This is a genomic window from Flavobacterium faecale (assembly GCF_048320115.1).
In the GTDB taxonomy this organism is placed as follows: Bacteria; Bacteroidota; Bacteroidia; order Flavobacteriales; family Flavobacteriaceae; genus Flavobacterium; species Flavobacterium faecale_A.
This window is the reverse complement of record NZ_CP182943.1, coordinates 2,643,781-2,665,195: the sequence shown is the minus strand read 5'-3', so window position 1 is coordinate 2,665,195 and position 21,415 is coordinate 2,643,781. Positions and strand designations below refer to the sequence as shown.

Below are 21,415 nucleotides of genomic sequence, written 5' to 3'. Positions count from 1 at the left end.
CCTTTGACATTAATTTCTTTTTAAATCATTGCCTGAAAAAAACTCTTTAACTTAATTATTCAGTTTCAACAGTTATTCAGACCTTTTTTTATTTCATATTCAAAGTCAATTCTTTCAAATCTTCTTTTCTTGACGAAGTTCCAACGAAGATTTTAAACTCCCCTGGCTCAATGATTCTATTGAAATTGATGTCTAACATTTCAAATGCCGATTTATCCAACGTTAATTTCACTGTTTGAGTTTCACCTGCTTTCAACGTCACCCTTTTGAATGCTTTCAATTCCATCACGGGACGTGTAATCGTACCTACTACATCTTTCACATAGACCTGAACCACTTCGTCTCCTACTACATGGCTTGTGTTTTTTATATCTACGGATACTTCAACAGATTCTCCAGCTTTTAATTCGGTGCTCGATAGTTTGATAGCATCTAATGAAAATTGAGCATAACTTAATCCGTATCCAAAGTTGAACAAAGGACTAGAGTCTTCAAACAAATATTTCTTTAAGGTTCCTGTTGGCTTTTGGCTATAATAAACCGGAATCTGACCTACACTTCTTGGAACCGTTACGGCCAACTTTCCTCCTGGGTTGTTGTCTCCAAATAAAGTACGTGCGATTGCATTTCCTGTTTGTTGCCCTAAATACCAACCGTCTACAATCGCATCCGCTTTGTCTTTGATATAATTGATTGTCAAGGACCTTCCGTGCATCATCACTACTACTACCGGTGTTCCGGTTTCTACAATCGCTTTCACTAAGGCATTTTGATTTCCTACCAAATCCAAATTGGCACGGTCTCCTCTATGATCGCCTAAAGTTGCCGCTTCACGAGTCGTAGCATAATTATCTCCTACACAAACTATGGCTACTTCACATTGTTTTGCAATGTCGGCTGCCGCTTCAATAGTCGCTCTTTCTTTTTCGTAAGGAATCGTTTGAATATCTCCTTCAGGTAATTTTCCGATTTCAAATTGTGCTTCTGTTTTTCCTCTGGTAATACCACAACCTTCGGCATACATAATTTCGACTTTCGAACCTTTAAGATAATCGGTTACTCCATCGAAAATACTAACTGCAGGAACTTTGGCAGGCGTATAACCTCCTAAAACAGTCGTTTTGATATTCGGACCAATCAAAGCGATTTTCTTTAATTTTGATTTATCCAAAGGCAATAAGTTTTTTTCGTTTTTCAACAAAATAATTGCTTTTTCCGCTGCTTTTAAGGCTAATGCTTCTCTGTTTTTATCTTCAGCAACCTTTTTGGCTTCTTTTTCTACAACATAAGGATTTTCGAATAATCCCAACATGAATTTCACTCTCAAGACTTCGCGCACACGCTCGTCAAGATCTTTTACATATTCTGGTTTTTTCTTCAAAGCTTCTGGCAACAACACATAACTAGAACCTACAGGTTGGTCTAAATTCACCCCAGATTTCAATGCTAACAATGCTGCTTCTTCTCTATTTGGAACCACATGATGCAGGTGATCCAATCGTTCAATATCATTGTAATCAGACACTACAATGCCTTTAAAACCCCATTCTTTTCTTAAAATACTATTTAACAATCGTTCATTTCCATGAGCAGGAACACCTTCCACCTCGCTATGAGAAGGCATCACTCCCCAAATATGGCTTTGTGTAACAGCTAGACGGAAAGGCTCTAAAGCTTCTTCACGAAATTGCCTATCAGACATAATGGTCGGTGCAAAATTTCGTCCTCCCTCGCATTGTCCGTAACCCGCAAAGTGTTTGGGACTGGCTACAATGTGGTTTTTACCAACGGTCTCTCCCCCTCCTTGCAATCCGTTGATGGCCGCTAAACCGATTTGGCTTACCAAATGTACATCTTCTCCATAGGTTTCGTCCATGCGTCCCCAACGAGCATCTCTAGCCAAATCCAAAAGCGGACTAAAAGCCAAATGCAAACCACGGCTACGAGCTTCCAGTGCTGCTTGTGTGTAGACTTTGTTTACCAAATCGGTATCCCAAGTTCCTGCCAATGCAATTGCTTGCGGAAAACTAGTCGCCTGTGCTCCAACAAAACCGTGCAAAGCCTCAGTTACTGCCAAAATTGGAATACCCAAACGGCTATTTTCGATAATGTATTTCTGAATTTGGTTTAGAAAGCGAACATCCCCTTCTGCTCCAAGAGGAAGGTTTACGTATTGCAAGGAACCCATTCCTTTTTTTAATTGGTCCATCATTACTGGATCAATCACGTAAGTATTGTTAGGCCCTTTGGTATATTTTGGAAAACTACTCACCAACTGATTCACTTTTTCTTCCATTGTCATTTGACTTAATAGATGCTCTATTCGGCTCTCGATGGGAAGTTTAGGGTCTTTATAAGTGTTTTTTTGACCACTTACATTATAAACACTAAAGTTTAAAAAAATAACCAATAGCGGTACTTTAAAAAAATGTTTCATTCGGTTTGTATTGAATTAGTTAAATCATAAATAATTGACAAGCTTTTCTTTTTTTTAAAACCATGAATTTGCCACCAACAAAGGATGCAAATACAGCATTTTAGAAAGCTTCATTATTTCAAAAGATAAATTTACTAATTGCCTCATGATAACCTGTACTGTCCTGTACTGTATCGTTTCATAAAAAGCCCCCAAAAAAAAAACCTAAACCCCTAAATCATGAAAACTTGATTTAGGGGTTCATAAAAAATAGTATTCTAAAATAATACTTGTGTTAGAAGAATTATTGGAAAGAAACTTTAGTGCTACCTTTAGCTGTTTGGATAAAATAAATTCCTTTTGTGAAAGCAGACAAATCAATTTTCATTCCCTTACCTGCTAACAGTTTTGCACCTGACAAATTATACACCTCCCATGGTAATTCTTCGGTTAAGTAAAACACGCCATCCGTACTTGGATTTGGAAACAATTTTAAGCGAGAAAAATCAAAATCATTTACCCCCAAAATAGCACCATCTCTTACTAAAGTTACATAATCATAATTAGGCCCCGCACCTCCAGCTGGAATTTTTAACTCTAATACATAGTCACCAGCTATTAAGTTAAAATTAGGCGATTGATAATCCTGAAAAACCGCAGTGGTACCTATTTTAACAATCCCCTCAGTTGTAGAACCACTTGGACTTGTAAACAATAGTGTAGAAGACGACAAATCAACTGGCAATAAATAAGCTGAAAAAGGCTTAGAGGTCGTTGATGATGTTTTGTAATTCACCTTCATATGATAGCTTCCTGATTGTGTAACTCGAATGGTATAACGCGTATATTCATCTCCTGCAATTGCGGTAGAAACAAAACCTGTTCCCCCAGTTGTAATATCGACATCATCCGTAGCAGCTGTTCTATAAGCACCACCCGAATTCCCATCAGTAGTATCATAAAAACCAACATTTTTATCTAAATTATAATCTTCAATTTCAATTTGACCCGGCACATTTTTAATCCCGTTATACGTTCCAGGATATATAGGTGGCGGTGGAGTACTTGCAATTTCAGATAATTTATTTACAGAATAAGGAGGCAAAGTAATCACACCACTTCCTGACTTGATCAATGTTAATGGATCTTCGTTATTAGCAAAGGTTGGTGCATCACTCAAACTGGTAAAACTCAATGCCTCATGTTTAAAAGTTCCTGTATAGGAAACATTATCCAATTTCAAATCAAAAACAACTGATTTTGGCGTTTTATTTACTACAAAAACAGCTGTAGCACCATTTTTAGTTACTGCTCTCGCACTTACTGCATCAACTGTTACCGGCAAAGTTGCTGCATAATTTGTATCTTTAGGCGCCGTCAATGTTGCGTTGCAGGTCATATCACTCTTCAGTAAGGTACTATTCTCAAAAACAGAACGTAAAATTTCATAAACTGCACCAAAGCCTGTTTTTCGCATATTACTCAGAACTTTTAAGGGGCGACCACCACCGTCTAATTGAGCGTCTGTAAAATAATACAACGGATTTAATTCGGTCGTTGCTCCATACCATTCGGCACGTTCAAAAGCATTTTGTTTTTCAAACAAATACAAATAAGCATCTGCTTGACCTAAATAGGAAGCCGCCATAGGATCACAACTTACTCCCCACTCTGTCATCCATATTTTTTTACCTGGTGCATAAGATTGTACCCAGTTTTTGGAGTTTTCTATTTTAAGTCTGGCGGTTAAAATGTGTTTATAAGTATCTGTTGCTTTTACTGCAACCTCTTTTTCATATTCAACATATTTATGCAAGGATATAGCATCAAAATAACCAGTAGTAAGAGTAAGTGCATTATTGTAACTTGCATGACTTTCTCTCCAACTCAAAGGTACAGACAATTTCAAACTAGGTTTCGCAACTTTCAAAGCTTGAGATAAGGATACAGCTATGGGATAATATTTTTCTGGAGTGGAAATGCGTTCACTTCGCTGATCTTTCCAAAATTGTTCATTCCCTAATTCAATATATCCCACGTTAAAACCTTTGGCATCACTATCCTGCAAGCGAGCAACTGATTTTTCATTCGAATCATAATTCAAATTATAAGTCCAAACCACATTAAACGCTTTTTCATCAAATAAAGACTTTAATCCAGGGAAACCCGTTTTAGTGTCACTTCTTTCCCAAGTATCCATAGCATTTCTATGCGTATCTCCAATATCATAATTATCATAGGGTTCCCAAACCCCAGGCGAGACTTCTCTTTTATAAGTCGATCTATCGATAGTCCAATCATACCAATTGGACCATACACCTGAAGGAAAACGAACCGTAACCGGATTTAAATACCTGAAAATTGTTTTTTCACTGCTGCTAGTAAATCGGCTAAAATTAAGTCCTAGCAATAAATTATTGGCAGGTTCGGTTACTCCTGTAGTTACATTTAAAGAAGCAGTAACTGTTGCTGGTAATGTAAATGGATAGGTTTGCCCTATCACATTTGAAAACCCTCCGATGCACAAAGAAATCAAAAGGCTGTATTTATTCATTTTCATATGTTGATATTTATTGTTTTTTTATCGGTCATATGTAATTCGCATATCATCATTGGTGTTTGCAACCAAATTTTGAGTCATGCTCATTTCATAATCTGTTTATTATAGGGTCGTTATAATAGTATTTCAAAAAGAAAAAAACCACTAAAAATTTTATATACTTATCTCAACTACAACAATTAATTAATAATCTTAATTATTAAATTCATTCTCAAAAACAGAGATTAAATTGTCGTAAAGATGTTTATAAAACTTTAAGTGGCTTAACTAAAAAACCTGCAATTCCCTTATTTAAAAGACATTGCAGGTTTTATAACTATTTATTGGAAAGAAACTTTAGTTGTTCCTTTAGCTGTTTTAATGAAATAAATTCCTTTAGCAGCAGCTGATAAATTAACTTCTGAACCTTCACCAGAAGCTACTTTTGTCCCAAGAGCAGAATACGCTTCCCATTTAGCAGATTCTCCAATGTTAAACACACCAGTACTACTTGGATTTGGATACACATTAATAGAATTATTAGCTCCAAAGTCGTTTACACCAAGAGTTGTAGCATTACCATCTCTTACAAATTTAAACCAAACGTAATTAGGACCATTATTAATTGTCGTTACTTTGATAACATATGTACCAGCGGCTACATCAAATTGAATAGTATTACCATTAATATCACTTGCTGCAGTAGCAGGTCTATCAGTAACAGGGTTAATAATTTCACCATTCGCATTAGAATATAGAACACTACTACCACCTACTCCAGTAATATTTGTTCTTATAAGAGAACCATCAGCTAAAACAACAGGAATATTGGCAAATGCAACATCTAGTAATTCAAATTTTATAGCTCTAGGATTCGCATTACTATGACCATAATTTACATCAATATGGTACTTTCCACTATCAGCAAACTCTACTGTATAGTATAAAAACTCATTACCTCCGGAATTTAGAGCTATAACACCTGCAGAAAGACCCGTAGCAGGAGCCGCTATATCGACATCAGTACCAGGACGATAATTGTTATTTAAAAATGTAGTACCATTACCAGCGGTGTTTCCAGCGCTAGAATCAGAATAACCAAATGGAGCAGTACCTGTAGGATTTATAGTTGTATTTTGATTAGCCCCATTATCAAAGTCTACAAAATTAATTTTAGTAGAAGTTGTACCATCGCCTGCTAAGTGCACTATAGAATTGTATGTTCCTCCAGTTTGCGCAATAACCGCTTGTGTCCCCAAAAATGTTGTCATAGCAACAACACTTAAAAATTGTAATTTTCTTTTCATAATTGTTTATAATTAAATAGTTAATATTTTGTGAAAACTAAATTATTACAAACAAATATTCCCTCTGTACTTCTCTGTATGGGTAACCGTAAAATATTTATTTACAATCCTTTAAAAACGAAAAAAACTACCTTGTAGCGAACTCTTAAAACCATAAAAAACAACAGCTTTAGCATCGATACGATTCTAAAGCTGTTATTCTGATCTATTCACCTAAGTCAAAAGACTGAAAATCAATATATTTAGTAGTACAGACTGAAAATCTGAAATGTTGGAATATCAAAATGCTTAAAATTTGCCGCAGATTAAAAAGATTTGCTTCACCTGTTCGTTTTCGCTCTGGTTCACTATTTAAATTCTTTTAAATCAAACTAATCTGTGGCAATATTATTTTTAGCAGCTACAGCGAGATACTCTGAAAACACGCAAACTATTTCATAACAAAGGACTGCCAATTTGAATAATCATCGGTTCTATTAATCTGATCCCAAATACGGACTTTCCAGAAATAGGTCTTCCCAGATTCAAGTGCTTTTCCTTTATAAGTTATGTTGGTGAAATCCTTTTCCTTTACTTGTTTGCTATTCCAAACATCCGCAATATTCTTATCTAAATTAGCCTGTGAAGAAGCTACTAAAATTTGATAGGCCGATTGCTTACCTGCCTCTTTAGGAATGATCCAACTAAAATTTGGAACATCCGTTTGATTAAATGAAACAGCCAATCCTGAAAGCTTTCCTGTTAAGGGATCTTTAACTTTTGAAATTAATGCATCGCATTGTTTTCGCAAATTAACCAACACTTTTTGGTACTTTTTATTTTTCGCTAAATTATGCAGCTCGTTGGGATCCTTTTTTAAATTATACAACTCCTCTATCGATTGGTCATTAACATACCTGAAATATTTCCAATCTTTTGTTCGTACACCTTCACTTGGCGGAATATTCTCAAATTCCCATAAATGCTCAATTAAAACGGTATCTCTATTGATTGTAACATTTTTAGCATTTATTAAAGAAACCAAACTTTTACCATGCCAACTTTTAGGTTGTTTGACACCAGCCAAATCTAAAATAGTAGCAGGAATATCAATATTTAAAGCCATCTCGGTCACATCTTTGTGCTCTTTAACTCTTGGGTCGTAAATCATCAAAGGAACACGAACGGAATTATCATACATTAACCATTTTCCTGCCAATTGTTTTTCCCCTAAAAAATAACCATTGTCACCCATTACAATAATAACGGTATTTTTATCCAATCCCTTTTTCACCAGTTCTTTACGGATTTTCGTTATTTCCATATCAACACCAGCAATCATACGGTAATAGCCTTTAACGCTGTGTTGGTACTTCTCTGGAGTATCATAACGCCATGTCCATCGCAAACGATTAAAACCATCTTTTACAATTTGTGGCAACACGTCATAATACTTATTATCTGAAAATTTAGCAGCAGGAACTGTCGTATTCGCCAAAACAAAATCTTGTTCTTTGTCCCAAAAATATTGTTCTTTAGCGGCATCATGAGCATGAGGAGCGCTAAAACTCAATTGCATACAAAAAGGTTTGTCGGTAGGTGCATTCGCAATAAAATCAATAGCTTGTTGCCCCGTATAACGCGTTAGATGCACCGTATCTTTGCCAATAGTTTTGTAGTAATACCCTCTTCTATCTTTATAACGATTCTCTCTGTCGTAATTGTCAAATTTATCATAAAGCGAAGCAAGCCCCTTATATTTTACGCCAAATTTCCCAAAAAAAGCGGTGTAATAGCCCGCATCTTTTAGCACTTTGGGATAGGCCTCTTGCATGTATTCTTGTTTAATATCTCCCGTTTGAAAAGTATATTTATGAGTACGCTCATACAATCCACTAAAGATACTCGCTCTACTTGCTGCACAAATAGGAGTAGTAGAAATAGTGTTGTGAAAGTAAGTTCCAGTCTTCGCCAGATTATCCATTTCTGGAGTGTATGCTAATTTATTCCCCGCATAACCAATGGCATCCCATCGCTGATCATCCGTTAGAATAAATATAATATTGGGTCTTTCTGATGTAGAATTTGTTTGCGCATTTGACACTATCTTGACAAAAAAAAGGAGTGACAACATCATCAATTGGGAGCTAGTCCTAGTCATTATTTTTTATTTTTATACTGTTATTTTTCAATGAAATTTCACATTAAAAAGTAGCAATTTCATTTTTTTATAAAATAATGAAAAAAAGATCATAAAACTATACCGCACTGTACTGCTCAAAAAAACTATCAAATTGAATCATCAGTTAAAAAAAGAAAATCTATTCAAAAGTTTCAAACTCCTCCCTAGCTAGAATTATGCAATTGAAACAACTAATTTGATTTCTATTATTGAAATGAAACGGGATTTTCATATTTTTTATATTTTTTTCCATCATAACTATCATTGTTTTACCTTGAAATTTAAAATACGGTTCCTAAGTTATAAGGGGCTAAAATAACTACAAAGATTCCCTAATTATTAAATCTGTTTTGATCATAATTCTCATAGGTTCCATAGCCGTAACAAACTCGGCACCTTTATAACCTAATTGTTTAAAGTCGGTTGAAATCACCGTAATACCCTTATAAATAAATGGTTTCATGGGTGAATCATTGTAAGATAAAATTCCAACATCCCGTCCTGGTTCGTAATTCATTTCTTGACATTGTTCTAAAATCAAGCCCAACATCCGATCACTCACACTGATATAAGCGACATTTTTCTGTATACTAAAATCATTTTCTTTGGTAATGATTTCAAAATTTATGTTGTAATCCCGACAAAATTTTTCAAAATAAACCAAAGTTTCTTTTGGGTGATTCGTATAAGAAGGATATAAAAAATGCACTTGATGATACTTTTTTAATAAATGCTTTCCTTTTTCAAGTGCTTTATAAAATGAAACACCAAAGTCTTGAAAAACAAAATTATAACTATCATCAACTTGAATACCCCAGTCAATCATCAAAATCTTGTCGTTTGAAATTTTAGACAATACTTTCGGAATACTATTGTCGTCAAAAGACATTATTACGTACTTGTAATACTTGCCTATACTATTATTAATAATCGTTCTAAAATTATCAATATTGTAATGATGAAATTGTACATCTACAATAAAATTAGAAGGCAATTTTTCTTTGAATGAATGATACAAAACTTCTTTATATGATTTGAATGTATCCAATACCAAAAGAACTTTTCGAACATCACTAGCCACAAAATACCCTTTACTTTGCACTGCATTAATAACTCTTTGATCCTTCAGCTCAGTGTATGCTTTAAAAATAGTATCCCTTGAAAGACCGGTACTTTTGCTAACACTATTAACGGATGGCAAACATTCGCCTTTGTTTAAAATTCGTTCACCAATAGCATCATTTATTGTATTTATGATTTGTTGAAACTTTGGAATGTCACTATTTGTATCGATTTGAAATTCGAATTCTTTCATGATTTATTAATTAATTTAAACCTATGTATGGCTATTTTAATAAAAGTAAATAAATAGAAATAGTTAACTGTACTGTCTTGTATTGGTTCCTACTATTATGTTAAAATTATGCACCCAAAAAAAGCTAACTCACTGCTATACAACCAATACAATTACATTAAAACAAAAAGCCCCAAATTTTCATTTGAGGCTTTTCTATATTTTTTTTGACGAAATTAATGTTTGTAAAATTTCAAGTCGATTAAGTCGTTTTGAATTGGGTTTGGATTCCAATTCTCATGAATGGCTAAGGCAGCCCCCAAAGCGCTGGCTTGCGCCATAGAAGCGGCATACACTTCCATTTGCGGATAGACTTCAGCCAATAGATTCATAAAAATAGTGTTTTTACTAAATCCACCGTCTACAAATATCTTTTTCACAGGACTGTTATGAATCACCAAATTGGTCGAGACCACTTGTTGATCTACCAAATCCATCATCAATTGATGATAGGCAATTTCATAACTTTCATAATCAGAAAGATGACGTGTTGCAAAGGCACATTCTTTTAAAAGGGTACTTGCATCCGCTATACTCTTTTGCTTTTTATTTTCAGACCTTAGTTTGTTGATTATCTCTTTATCATAAAATACCGTTTTAAAACTATCAAAAGGTACTTTAAAATGTTCTGACAACCGCTTGGCTTGAATCTCATGCTCGTTACCCGAAAACAATCGCGCTGCCTTTACAGGTCGCTCGGTATACTGCAGATAACACAAACAATCGTTTTGCAATTCTTCAAAAGTCAGTTGCTTGTTGTTAAACGGATTCAAGGAAATACTCCAAGTTCCTGTGGACAACAATACAAAAGGCTCTGTAAAGTTAATCGTGTAGGGAATCATAGCCGAGGAACTATCGTGTAAACCTGCTCCTACTGCCAATCCTTCTTTGTTGATGACAACATCTTTCCCATAATGCAAGGGGGCGATTTTATCGAGAATATTTTCTTTCTTCAACCATTTATGGTATTTCATTTTTTTGAAATTCCACAAATTGGTATGACAACCAATGCTGGTAATGTCAGTAAAATATTCATTTGAAAACAACGAACTCAAATACTGTGGCAAGTGCAAACAGTATTTCACTTGAGCAAACAATTCTGGTTGTTCTTCTTTGAGCCTGTAAATCTGCATGCCCGAATTCAAACTTCCTAAAACAGGGGAAGCTGTTTTTACTGCAAATTTTTCTTCCCCTTTGTAATTATTGTAAAATTGATTCTTTAGCGCTTCTGGATACTCTTTTAAGTAATTGTACAAAGGAGTTAATGGTTGCCCATTTTCATCCACATATACAAAACTCGCTCCATAGGTACTAAAATTAATCGCTTTGAGTACGTAATCCTTTAATTGTTTGATTTCGGCCATTCGATCCAAAATCCAGTTTCGAAGTAAATCAATGTCTTCACAGGGAAAACCATCTTCATCTACTGTTTCTTCAAAGTTTACCGATTTTTCCCAAACAATATGATAACTCTCATCAAATAAGAATACTTTTTTGTTTGTTTTGCCAATATCAAAGATTGCAACTACATTCATTTTTGCTGTTTTTTATAAGCCTGTAGCTACGGTTTTTAGTCCTCTTTCAGCAATTAAACCCTCACGAACACCAAATTGACGGTACAATCCTACTGGATTAATAGCCGCTCCAGCACGCAAACGCGCCTCGGCAACTAAGGCACGAACATCAGTACGGTAAGCCGCTTGTAAAATTTCTTGTGCTTTGACAACGTCATTCTCGTTTTGTGCAATTTCCAATGCTTTTCTATCCACTGAAAGTGCTTGTGCATAAGCAATCATGATCGCTTCTACCGATTGCAATAAATCTTCTAACGGGTCTTTTACGTTGTGAGATGCATCAATCATCCAACCTAAGTCTGTGGCGTGATTCATTCCTCTTGCGTCCATTCCTTCTACTAATTCGTTGAAGATTAAGAACAATTGGTATGGTTTTAAAGCACCTGCTGTTAAATCGTCATCTCCGTATTTAGAGTCATTGAAGTGGAAACCTCCTAATTTATCCTCCATTAATAATAAAGCAACGATTTGCTCAATATTAGCATTTGGAAGGTGGTGTCCTAAGTCAACTAATGTTTTGGCTTGATCTCCTAATTTTTTCACATAAGAATAAGACTGTCCCCAATCAGCTACTGTAGTAGAATAGAAGTTGGGCTCATACCCTTTGTATTCCAAAAATAATTTCCAGTTTGATGGCAAGGCTGCATATATCTCTTGTAAACTCTCTAAAGTATTTTCATAAGCTTTACGGAAATTCAATTGTCCTGGAAAACAAGATCCATCTGCCAACCAAACGGTTAACGAATCAGAACCTAATTCTACCCCTTGTTGAATCACTTCGATATTGTGTTGTATCGCTTGTTTACGAACGGCTTTGTTTACATTTTGTAATGAACCGTATTTGTAAGAGTACTCACTACCTGGTTGGTCTTGAAAAGTGTTAGAGTTCACAGCGTCAAATTTCAAACCGTGTTGTGCTGCTAAAGCTTTAATTGCATTATGATTGCTTGGAATATCCCAAGGAATGTGTAATGAAATCGCTCCTGAAGAATTATTTAAAGCATGTAGCAAACCTACATCTTCGATTTTTTCTTCTAATGAACGGGGCTCTCCACCTCCAGCGAAACGACCAAAACGTGTTCCTCCTGTTCCCAATGCCCATGATGGAATGGCGATTTGGAAATCGATTAATTTTGCAATGATATTTTCTGATTCAGCAATCTCAGATGCTGTGAAAACCAATTTATTTTTATGTGATTTGAACAACTCATCATTGTGAGCTTCAATATTATTTTTTCCAATTAACATAACATTTATTTTTTAAGTGAGTCTCTAATGTACACTAAAAACTCTTGATTTTACAATGAATTAATTTTAACTCTTTAGCTTCAATCCGTTTACTTTTTAGGCTAAAAAAACCTAACGTCCGAAGAATCGAACGTTAGATTACCAAAAAACTATCTAGTTCTAACCAAAAAACTAAACAAACTAAAAAACTAACTAATCTTATCTATAAAAGCCCATAGATACACCACCATCTACATTAAGTGCATTTCCTGTAGATTTACCTAATAAACCTCCAACAAAAGCATAACATGCATTAGCAATATCGTCTGGCAATATAATTTCATTTAATAAAGTACGTTTGGCATAGTAGGCTGGCAATTCAGCCACAGTAATACCATACGCTTTAGCACGTCCTTCAGCCCATCCACCTGACCAAATGTTAGAATCAGAGATTACAGCATCAGGGTTTACCGTATTCACACGGATTTTATCAGCACCTACTTCTGCAGCCATCAAACGAGTTAAATGTGCTTGAGCAGCTTTAGCCGATCCGTATCCAGGATTGTTTGGTCCTGCCACTACTGCATTTTTAGAGACGATGTTTACGATGTCTCCACCAAATCCTTGTTTACGCATTACTTCAATACCCGCTTTAGAAACAATAAATTGTCCTTTAACTAAAATATCGTACAATCTATCCCACTCCTCTAATGAATGTTCAGCGATTGATTTTGAAATACTAATTCCTGCGTTGTTTACTATAATATCTGCTCCACCAAAGGCTAAACAAGCAGCATCTAATGCACTAACTGTACTATCGGTATCGGTTACATTCAACAAAGTACTGGAGATAGCATCTTTACCAAAAGTCTTGATAAAATCAGCTGTAGCATCGTTCAAACGCTCTTCGTTGATATCATTAATCACTACACAAGCTCCTTCTTCAGCAAATTTCTTAGCGATAGCTTTTCCAATTCCTCCTGCAGAACCGGTAATCAAGGCGATTCTTCCTGATAAGGCTTTAGGTTTTGGCATACGTTGTAATTTTGCTTCTTCTAACAACCAGTATTCGATATCAAATGCTTCTTGACGTGGCAATGAAGTGTATTCTGAAACGGCTTCAGCACCTTTCATTACGTTTACCGCATTGATGTAATATTCTGATGCCAAACGAGCCATCGTTTTGTCTTTTGCAAAAGTAAACATACCAACTCCTGGGTATAAAATAACCACTGGGTTTGGATCACGCATTGCTGGTGAGTTTGATTTTTTGCAAGTATCGTAATAATCAGCATACATTTTACGGTAAGCCTCAAAAGCAGGGGTTAACTTGGCTTTGATAGCATCCACATCTGATAAATCTTCGTTTGGTGCCAATTCGATTACTAATGGACTGATTTTAGTTCTCAAAAAGTGATCCGGACAAGAAGTTCCTAGAGGTGCTAATTTCTCTAAATCATTTGAATTGATGAATTCTAAAACTCTTGCATCATCTGTATAGTGACCAATCATTTTACGTTCAGAAGAACAGAAACCTCTCAAGATTGGCGCTACTTTAGCCGCTTGTAATTTACGAGCTTCTACTTCTAGGCTTTCTATTTTTTGACCTCCAAAAATAGCACGTTTTTTACCGTAGTTTGACTCTAAAAATTCAGCACATTTCTCGATTACCTCAAGCGTGTTGATATAACTTTCGTAAGCCGTATCTCCCCAAGTAAACAAACCATGAGAACCCAACATTACTCCTTTTAATTTTTTCCCTTTCTTTTCAGCTTCTTCAAGGCAAGCACGCATTTGCAAACCTAAATCGAAACCTGGACGTTGCCATCCTACCCATCCAATCTCTCCGTTGAATAATTCTTCGGTGATTTTTGCTCCGTCTTTGGCTGCTGCAATCGCAATAGCAGCATCTGGATGCAAGTGATCAATGTGTGCAAATGGTAAAAATCCGTGTAATGGTGTATCAATAGAAGGTGCTTTGGAAGCTAAATCAAAAATACAGTGGTTGAACAATTCTACCATCTCATCTTCAAATTCGATGCCTCTGTATACATTTTCTAAGTTACGTAGTCTTTCTAAATAAAGGGCTGCACAACCTGATTTTGTCAATGTACCGATGTCTCCACCTGAACCTTTAATCCACATTACTTCTGTTTCAGCCCCTGTTAATGGGTCTTTGTCCGTAATTTTTACAGAAGTATTTCCTCCTCCGTAGTTTGTTAATCTTAAATCGGCTCCTAATAAATTAGAGCGATAGATAAATAATGCTACTTCATCTCCTGCTAGTTCAGCAGCTTTAGCATCATCCCATAGGTAGCTTACATGTTTAAAAGTCATTGTATTTGAATTTGTATTTGACATCGTTTTAATTTTATATGAATACTGTATTAAGGTGTTTTTTATAGTGAATTCCCAATTCCAACTAACACAATCGAGGCCAGAATCAATCCGATTCCGAAAAGGAAAGTTCTAAAGGTTTTCTGCGAAACGCCTTTCCATTCGTTCAAATAGAACCCCCAAAAATTGGCCGTTAATATAATGGTCGCCATGTGTAAAATCCATGAACTTGCTCCATTTCCTAGTTTGCTCTCCCCCATTCCGTAAAAGAAAAATTGTAAGAACCACATCGTACCTGCCAAGCCTGAAAACAAAACGTTTTTAGTAATTGGTGTTTGCTTGTTGGTATAGTCAGAATAAGTACTATTTCTAAAGTTTAAAAACATACACCAGATAAAGTTGGTCGTTAATCCTCCCCACATCAAAACGATATAGGTCACATTGTTTTGAAACAACGGATTCGATCCTAACTCAACAGCCGCATCAGCCATTGGTTTTCCTGCTTCGATTCCGTAATTGAAAAAAGAACTTAATATCCCTGAAATCGTAGCAATAATCAATCCCTTCACAAGGTCGAAATCTTTGTCTTTGTCTTCGTGACCTGTAGCGAAATCTTTTTCTTTCAGCATTCCGGCTTTTCCCGAAACCGCAATACCCATAATACAGATAAATACACCAAATAAAACTAATTGCCCTCCTGTAGTGGATAACATATCGGTAAAGGAAATCTTCCCTTCGGTTGGGTAAAAATTATAATATATAGAAGGCACTAAGGCTCCAAAAGCGGAACAAAAACCTAAAGTTATTGAGTTTCCTAATGACATCCCTAGGTAACGAACACCTAGACCATAGGTCAATCCTCCTACACCCCAGATTAATCCCATCAAATAAGTAACTGCTTTTACCGCTGGTAAAGCATCTTGAATAATTTCAACAAAATTTGGAATCGTTAAATAAGCCGCAATCGGTGGTACTATTAACCATGAGAAAAAACCTCCTACAATCCAATAACTTTCCCAAGCCCATCCTTTGACTTTTTTGAAAGGCATGTAAAAACTCCCTGAAGAAAATCCTCCGATGGAGTGAAAAAGAAGACCGAGTATTGATTCCATAAAAATTATAAAGTTTAGTTAAATATTTAAATGTAAAATAACAGAATCCTAAAAACATATCTGTTCTGGTCTGTTTGTATAAAATCGTTTTAAAGGTGTTTTTAAATAATAACAAACATTTTCACCAGCAATTGTGATTAAATCTAACAAACCGTTGGCTGAAATTAACATTAGTCTTATGAAAATCAGAATTTCAATTTATTTAAATCTAAATTGACAAAAAAATGTCAGTCTGTACCCGAAATTTTGGGACTGACTGACAAAATATATGCTAACATCCAAAAAATAACCATTTCACCCAAATGGTTCTAAAATGATTTAATACATCAGATAACTACTGGTCGGCTCCAATTACATTCACTGGTTTGACTTCCTCTCCATTGCTTTGCGCTTTTTGTTTTACAAAATAAGGTTGGAAGGTATAAGATGAATTCTTGTCCCATTTTTCATTGGTTTTAGGGAAGTATTTTTTTAGTTTTCTAATTTCGCTTTTATACTCTGCAAAATTAGCCAAATTGGTAAATTCGTTAGGATCAATTTTATGATCGTACAACTCTTGTCCTCCGTCTTCATATTGTGTAAATCTAAATCTTCCTTGGTTAACCGAATGATTATTTTCACCATAAGTAGTGAGCGCAAAGGATTTATGATTGACTTTATCACTTTTCATTGTTGCTACCAAACTAATTCCTTCGTTTCGGCTGTAAGTAGGTAGGCTACACAACTCTAAAAGCGTTGGATAGATAGAAAGCATTTCAGCTGGACTGTCAATTACTTTACCTTTGGGCAAATTTGGTGCCACAAATAACAAAGGTGCTTTGGTAGCCGAATCCCATAAACCATGTTTGGCAAAAGTTCCTTTTTCTCCCAAACGGTAGCCATGATCAGACCACAAAACAATGATGGTATTAGTTGCATATTCACTTTTATCCAAAGCATCTAATACACGACCTATTTCATAATCAACAAAACTAACACAAGCCAAATACGCTTGAATCATTTTCTTCCATTCGCCTGATTGAATCGCCCATTCGGTAGAAGGCATCATCGGCAAATCATTGATATCCAATCCTACTTGAGGCACATCTTTCAAATCATCTGATAAATAAGGAGCGACCTGAATGCCTTCCAACGGATGCATATCAAACCATTTTTGAGGTACATAGAGCGGCACATGAGGACGCAAAAATCCTAGTCCCATAAAAAAAGGTTTGTTGTACTTTTTATCCAAACGCTCCATAATCCAATTTACAGATTGATGGTCTGGCATTTGTTCGTCTTGTTCAGGAAAAGCGCCCCAATCGGTACTAGTGCGTCCGTATTTGGTTTTGTCTGCTGGGCCTAAACCATCCCAAACAAAACGTTTATCAGGCAAAGGGCCAAAGCCTTTTACTCTTCCGCCTTCTTCATCAAAAACGCCTTTGGGAGCAAAATCATGAAAAAGCTTTCCGATTCCCATAGTATGATACCCATTGTTTTTAAAATATTCAGGAAGAAAAGTAATCTCATTTGTAGCAGGATTTTCGGAACGTATTTTCTCATCCGAAATCATCCCATAAATACCCGTTGATGACGGACGCAAACCCGACATAATAGAGGCTCTAGAAGGCCCACACAAAGGCGCTTGGCAATGCGCATTGGAGAATAAAACTCCTCTTGCAGCCAGCCTGTCAATGTTGGGTGTTTTGGTATTTGAATAATTATTTAGGCATCCCAACCAAGTATTCAAATCATCAACCGCAATGAATAACACATTGGGGTTTTCTGTAACATTCGATTTATTTTGTGCTATTAATGCAGTACTACTTATTGTAAAAAGCATTGCTATAGCTGCTAATTTTCTATTTATCATTTTAGTCTTTTTCAATATATTATATACGTATTTTTTTTACTTTAATTCAAAACCTTAACCTCAGCTATGTAAATGCGCACAGGCCCAATCAAACCTGATGGTAATAATGGACTTTCTTTACTATAATGTTTCCACGAAGAAAAAGTCGTTCGCTTGCTTGGTCGTTCCGTATTGTTGAGCAACCATTGCGGGAATTCTTTTACTCCTTCTTTATTTCGTTCAAAATCCAAAGGCAATTGTTCGTCACCAATTAATTGATTTGGCCATAAGTTGTTCACCCTTACTTCAATTGTGTTTTTACCTTTTTTGACAAAATCAGAAATGGGTACTCTAAACGGTGCTTTCCAAAGTGTTGCAACATTCTTGCCATTAATAATCACCTCAGCAATCACAGCCACATTACCCAAATCCAATTCTAATAAATTATTGCCTTGAAGTATTTTTTTAGAAATTACAAATTCATTCTTATAGCTTGCTGTTCCCGAAAAATACTGAATTTCTGGATTAGAAAACTCAGGCCAAGAAATCAATTTATCCAACTTTATATTTAATGCGTCTTTATTTTTTAAAAGAAAACGCAGCTTCCAATCGGCAGTTAATACAATTGGCTCATAAACATTTTTAATTTTAGTCGAAATTTGTTCTCCTGTAGTTTTTGTATAAGTCATTGTTCCAGAAAACGGGCTACTAAAATACTGTTTGCCATTCTCTGTAAACACCTTTGGTTTTGGAATTTCTTGACTAAGATTTAATAACTGCCCTTCGGGAATGAAGAGCGTGCGTTCTTCGCCATCGGTTGAAAAGGTAATTTTTAGCGAACGCTTATCGCCATCAATTGTTTTGCCTTCAATCAATTTATCGTTAACTAAAATTGTTCTATTCCCTGTGTTTACCAACGTATTTATTTTATCGGTTACCTCATAAGTTTTAAAATTCTTGGGTACGCCTTTGGTTTCAGGTTTGAATTTCCCGAATAAAGCTCTGATGACTTTCAATTCTTTATCACCACCTTTAATCAAAACTTGTTCTCTTTCGGCCGCCGTAATTTGTTCAACTTTGTCGCCTAATTGGTATTCCAATCGAAATTCCTTGACATAACCCATAGCAGGATCGCAATCGCAAAATTGTCTCGAAGCACTAAAGTCCAATTGGTTTTCTTTTAATTCAGCTTGAACTCTATCCGTAATATCAAGTAGTCCTTCTTGCAAAAAAGTACCATATTTGGCTTTAATGATTTTTAGATTCGAAAGCGGTTCAGATGGAACATTATCTAGTTTCCAAGACACATTGGTCAAATTAATATTAGAACTAATGGGTTTTCTAAAAACAACAAAGAAAGCACCCTCAGATTCTAAAGTCAACGGAATACTCACTGTTCCATCTGGATTGTTTTTCCATACTGCGAGCTCCGTTATTGTCCCCGTTTGAGCGTTCCAAATTTCGGGTTGTTTGTCTTTTGCTCTAAAACTGGCTGTTATTTCTCTCGACTCTTTTTGGGCATTGGCCACAAAATAAATATCAGTATCCTCTATTTTTCTGTGATTAAAATTAATATCGGTAGCATCTCCTTTTTCGATAATAAAATCAACTGGAATTGTTTTTTTATTCAAAAAATCGACCACTGAAATGTCTTGAATAGCACCTTTCTCCCAAAGTTTTACACCTAAAGTAGCAACTTCATCATCACAAACAGGATAATTTTGAAGCGAAGGCGATTTATGCGGTTGACTACCAATTATTTTGGCACCAGCAAGAACTAACTTATTTACGATTTGAATGGTTTCAGGCTTCATCCATGAAGTATTGGTTAAAACCAAAACTTCATAAGGACCCGAATGTGAGGTGTACAATTTTCCGTTTTCGACCCTGATATCGTTTAATTTATTGGCTCCAATTAAATCATAATCATATCCCATAGCCTTAATTTCGGGCATTAAAAAAGCATCATTGGGCGAAGATTCACCTGTAAAAACCAATACATCGGCCACGTTTTTCCCTTGTTGAAGCAAAAACTGCGAACGTGCAATGTAATCCATATAACTTTTACTTTGTGTCCACCAAGTATTCAAACGGTTAAAATCGGTTCCGTGATAACTCAAAGCCAAGCCCGGGCCTACATTCCAAGGTTGGTGCACATAAGTATGAAAAATAAACCGATTGATTCCTTCCGCCCAAGCACGGTCTCCAATCGATTTTAATACTGCTGGATGTTCATCCCATCCGCCGATCCCTGTAAAAGATTCGGCTCCCACAATATGTTTCCCACTCAAATGCGCAATAGAAGAAACAAATTTAGGCGAATCAAAAAACGGATAACCGCCACTCCAAAATTCACACATCACAATATCGCCCGTTGCTCCCACTTGCATATTATCAAAGGGTCCCCAATAAGGTTCTACCGAGAAATTCATGTTGTTTTTATGGCATAAATCTCCAAAATGACTGTAATAATTCTGCGCCATCAAATCACCAATTGTTCTACGGAAATCCCATAAAAAACGCTCACTAACTTCGGCACTATCTACATAATAACCCGCCAAAGTAGGCAGATAAGACACCATATTATACCCTCTTAATTTTTCAAATTCGGCATCAAAACCGCTTGTCCAATTGGTAGTTCCTACCTCATAACTATCAATTATGCAATTATTTACTGTAGACCCTACTAAGTCGCCCAATGTATCAATAATGGGTTGTATGCCACCTTTCCAATGTGCATCTACCGCTTTTTTGCTCATTTTATCACATTCTAAACCAACCCCACCATCAATGGCTGGATGATTGGTTTTCCCTGTTGGGGAATGCCCTAAACGCAGGATAATCCATTCCCCTTTGGGTGCGTCCCAATTTAAAACTCCATCAAGAGACATTTTGGAGCTAATATCGAGAATACTTGCTTTGTCAATCATCGCAGCTGTCGTGATTTCTTGAACAGCAGGCAATAAGTGATTCCGAATACGCCCTGACAAACTTTTAAAATCAATGTCTTTTATTTTTTTAGCATCTTTAGGTTTAGGGAAAGCCAAAACCTTAATGTCCTTATAAAAATTCAATTTTGATTCCGGTTTTGGCAGTTCTCTTTTAATCGTTGTACCACCTGTAATTTCAATTTGAGCATACACAACCTTTTGCATGGCATTTTCAGGCGTAATCCAAGGCCCACCGCTAGAAGACCAACCGGCACTGTTGTGAAAAGCGAGTTCCATGCCTAAGCGTTTGGCTTCGGTGGCTGCAAAATGAAACAAGTCCAACCATTCCGGGCTACCGTATTTCAGCTCCCCTTTTGGTAAATCAATATGCACGTTAAATATTTGCGCTTCTTGGATCCCTACTTGTTTCATGGCTTCTAAGTCGGCAGTAATACCTGCTTTAGAAACATTACCACTCAACCAATGCCACCACGTACGGGCTTTGGCAGCATTGGGTGGGTTTTGAAATCCGTTTGCAAGAGTTGTGTTGGGTACTTTTTGCGCTTGCACTTGGCTAAAAAAGAAAAACACAATGAGTACTAAGATGCTTTTTTTCATTATTAAATA

The 21,415-nt window shown here is 36.0% G+C and carries 11 protein-coding genes; all 11 read right to left on the bottom strand.

Annotated features, from left to right (window positions below; genetic code table 11):
• Positions 1–88: 88 nt before the first annotated feature.
• A complete protein-coding gene (locus ACNH59_RS10845) occupies positions 89–2,437 on the bottom strand; it encodes a glycoside hydrolase family 3 N-terminal domain-containing protein (protein WP_418262567.1) in 2,349 nt (782 codons plus the stop codon).
• Between the two features lie 283 nt (positions 2,438–2,720).
• A complete protein-coding gene (locus tag ACNH59_RS10840) occupies positions 2,721–4,976 on the bottom strand; it encodes a T9SS type A sorting domain-containing protein (RefSeq protein ID WP_418262566.1) in 2,256 nt (751 codons plus the stop codon).
• A gap of 320 nt (positions 4,977–5,296) precedes the next feature.
• A complete protein-coding gene (locus ACNH59_RS10835; protein WP_418262565.1) occupies positions 5,297–6,262 on the bottom strand; it encodes a T9SS type A sorting domain-containing protein in 966 nt (321 codons plus the stop codon).
• 430 nt (positions 6,263–6,692) lie between these two features.
• A complete protein-coding gene (locus ACNH59_RS10830; RefSeq protein ID WP_418262564.1) occupies positions 6,693–8,402 on the bottom strand; it encodes a sulfatase in 1,710 nt (569 codons plus the stop codon).
• 340 nt (positions 8,403–8,742) lie between these two features.
• On the bottom strand, positions 8,743–9,738 hold the full coding sequence (locus ACNH59_RS10825) for a substrate-binding domain-containing protein (RefSeq protein ID WP_418262563.1): 996 nt from the start codon (positions 9,736–9,738) through the stop codon (positions 8,743–8,745).
• Positions 9,739–9,953: 215 nt separating this feature from the next.
• A complete protein-coding gene (locus ACNH59_RS10820; RefSeq protein WP_418262562.1) occupies positions 9,954–11,312 on the bottom strand; it encodes an FGGY-family carbohydrate kinase in 1,359 nt (452 codons plus the stop codon).
• 12 nt (positions 11,313–11,324) lie between these two features.
• Complete coding sequence (locus ACNH59_RS10815) at positions 11,325–12,599, bottom strand: TIM barrel protein (protein ID WP_418262561.1); 1,275 nt, start codon at positions 12,597–12,599, stop codon at positions 11,325–11,327.
• 198 nt (positions 12,600–12,797) lie between these two features.
• The gene (locus tag ACNH59_RS10810; protein WP_418262560.1) at positions 12,798–14,939 is read right to left on the bottom strand and encodes a bifunctional aldolase/short-chain dehydrogenase; all 2,142 of its coding nucleotides are present in this window, start codon (positions 14,937–14,939) and stop codon (positions 12,798–12,800) included.
• A 38-nt stretch (positions 14,940–14,977) separates the two neighbouring features.
• A complete protein-coding gene (rhaT, locus tag ACNH59_RS10805; protein WP_418262559.1) occupies positions 14,978–16,027 on the bottom strand; it encodes an L-rhamnose/proton symporter RhaT in 1,050 nt (349 codons plus the stop codon).
• A 334-nt stretch (positions 16,028–16,361) separates the two neighbouring features.
• A complete protein-coding gene (locus tag ACNH59_RS10800) occupies positions 16,362–17,879 on the bottom strand; it encodes a sulfatase (protein WP_418262558.1) in 1,518 nt (505 codons plus the stop codon).
• A gap of 41 nt (positions 17,880–17,920) precedes the next feature.
• Entirely contained in the window at positions 17,921–21,406 is a 3,486-nt protein-coding gene (locus ACNH59_RS10795) for a glycosyl hydrolase (RefSeq protein WP_418262557.1), read from the bottom strand.
• Positions 21,407–21,415: the final 9 nt, after the last annotated feature.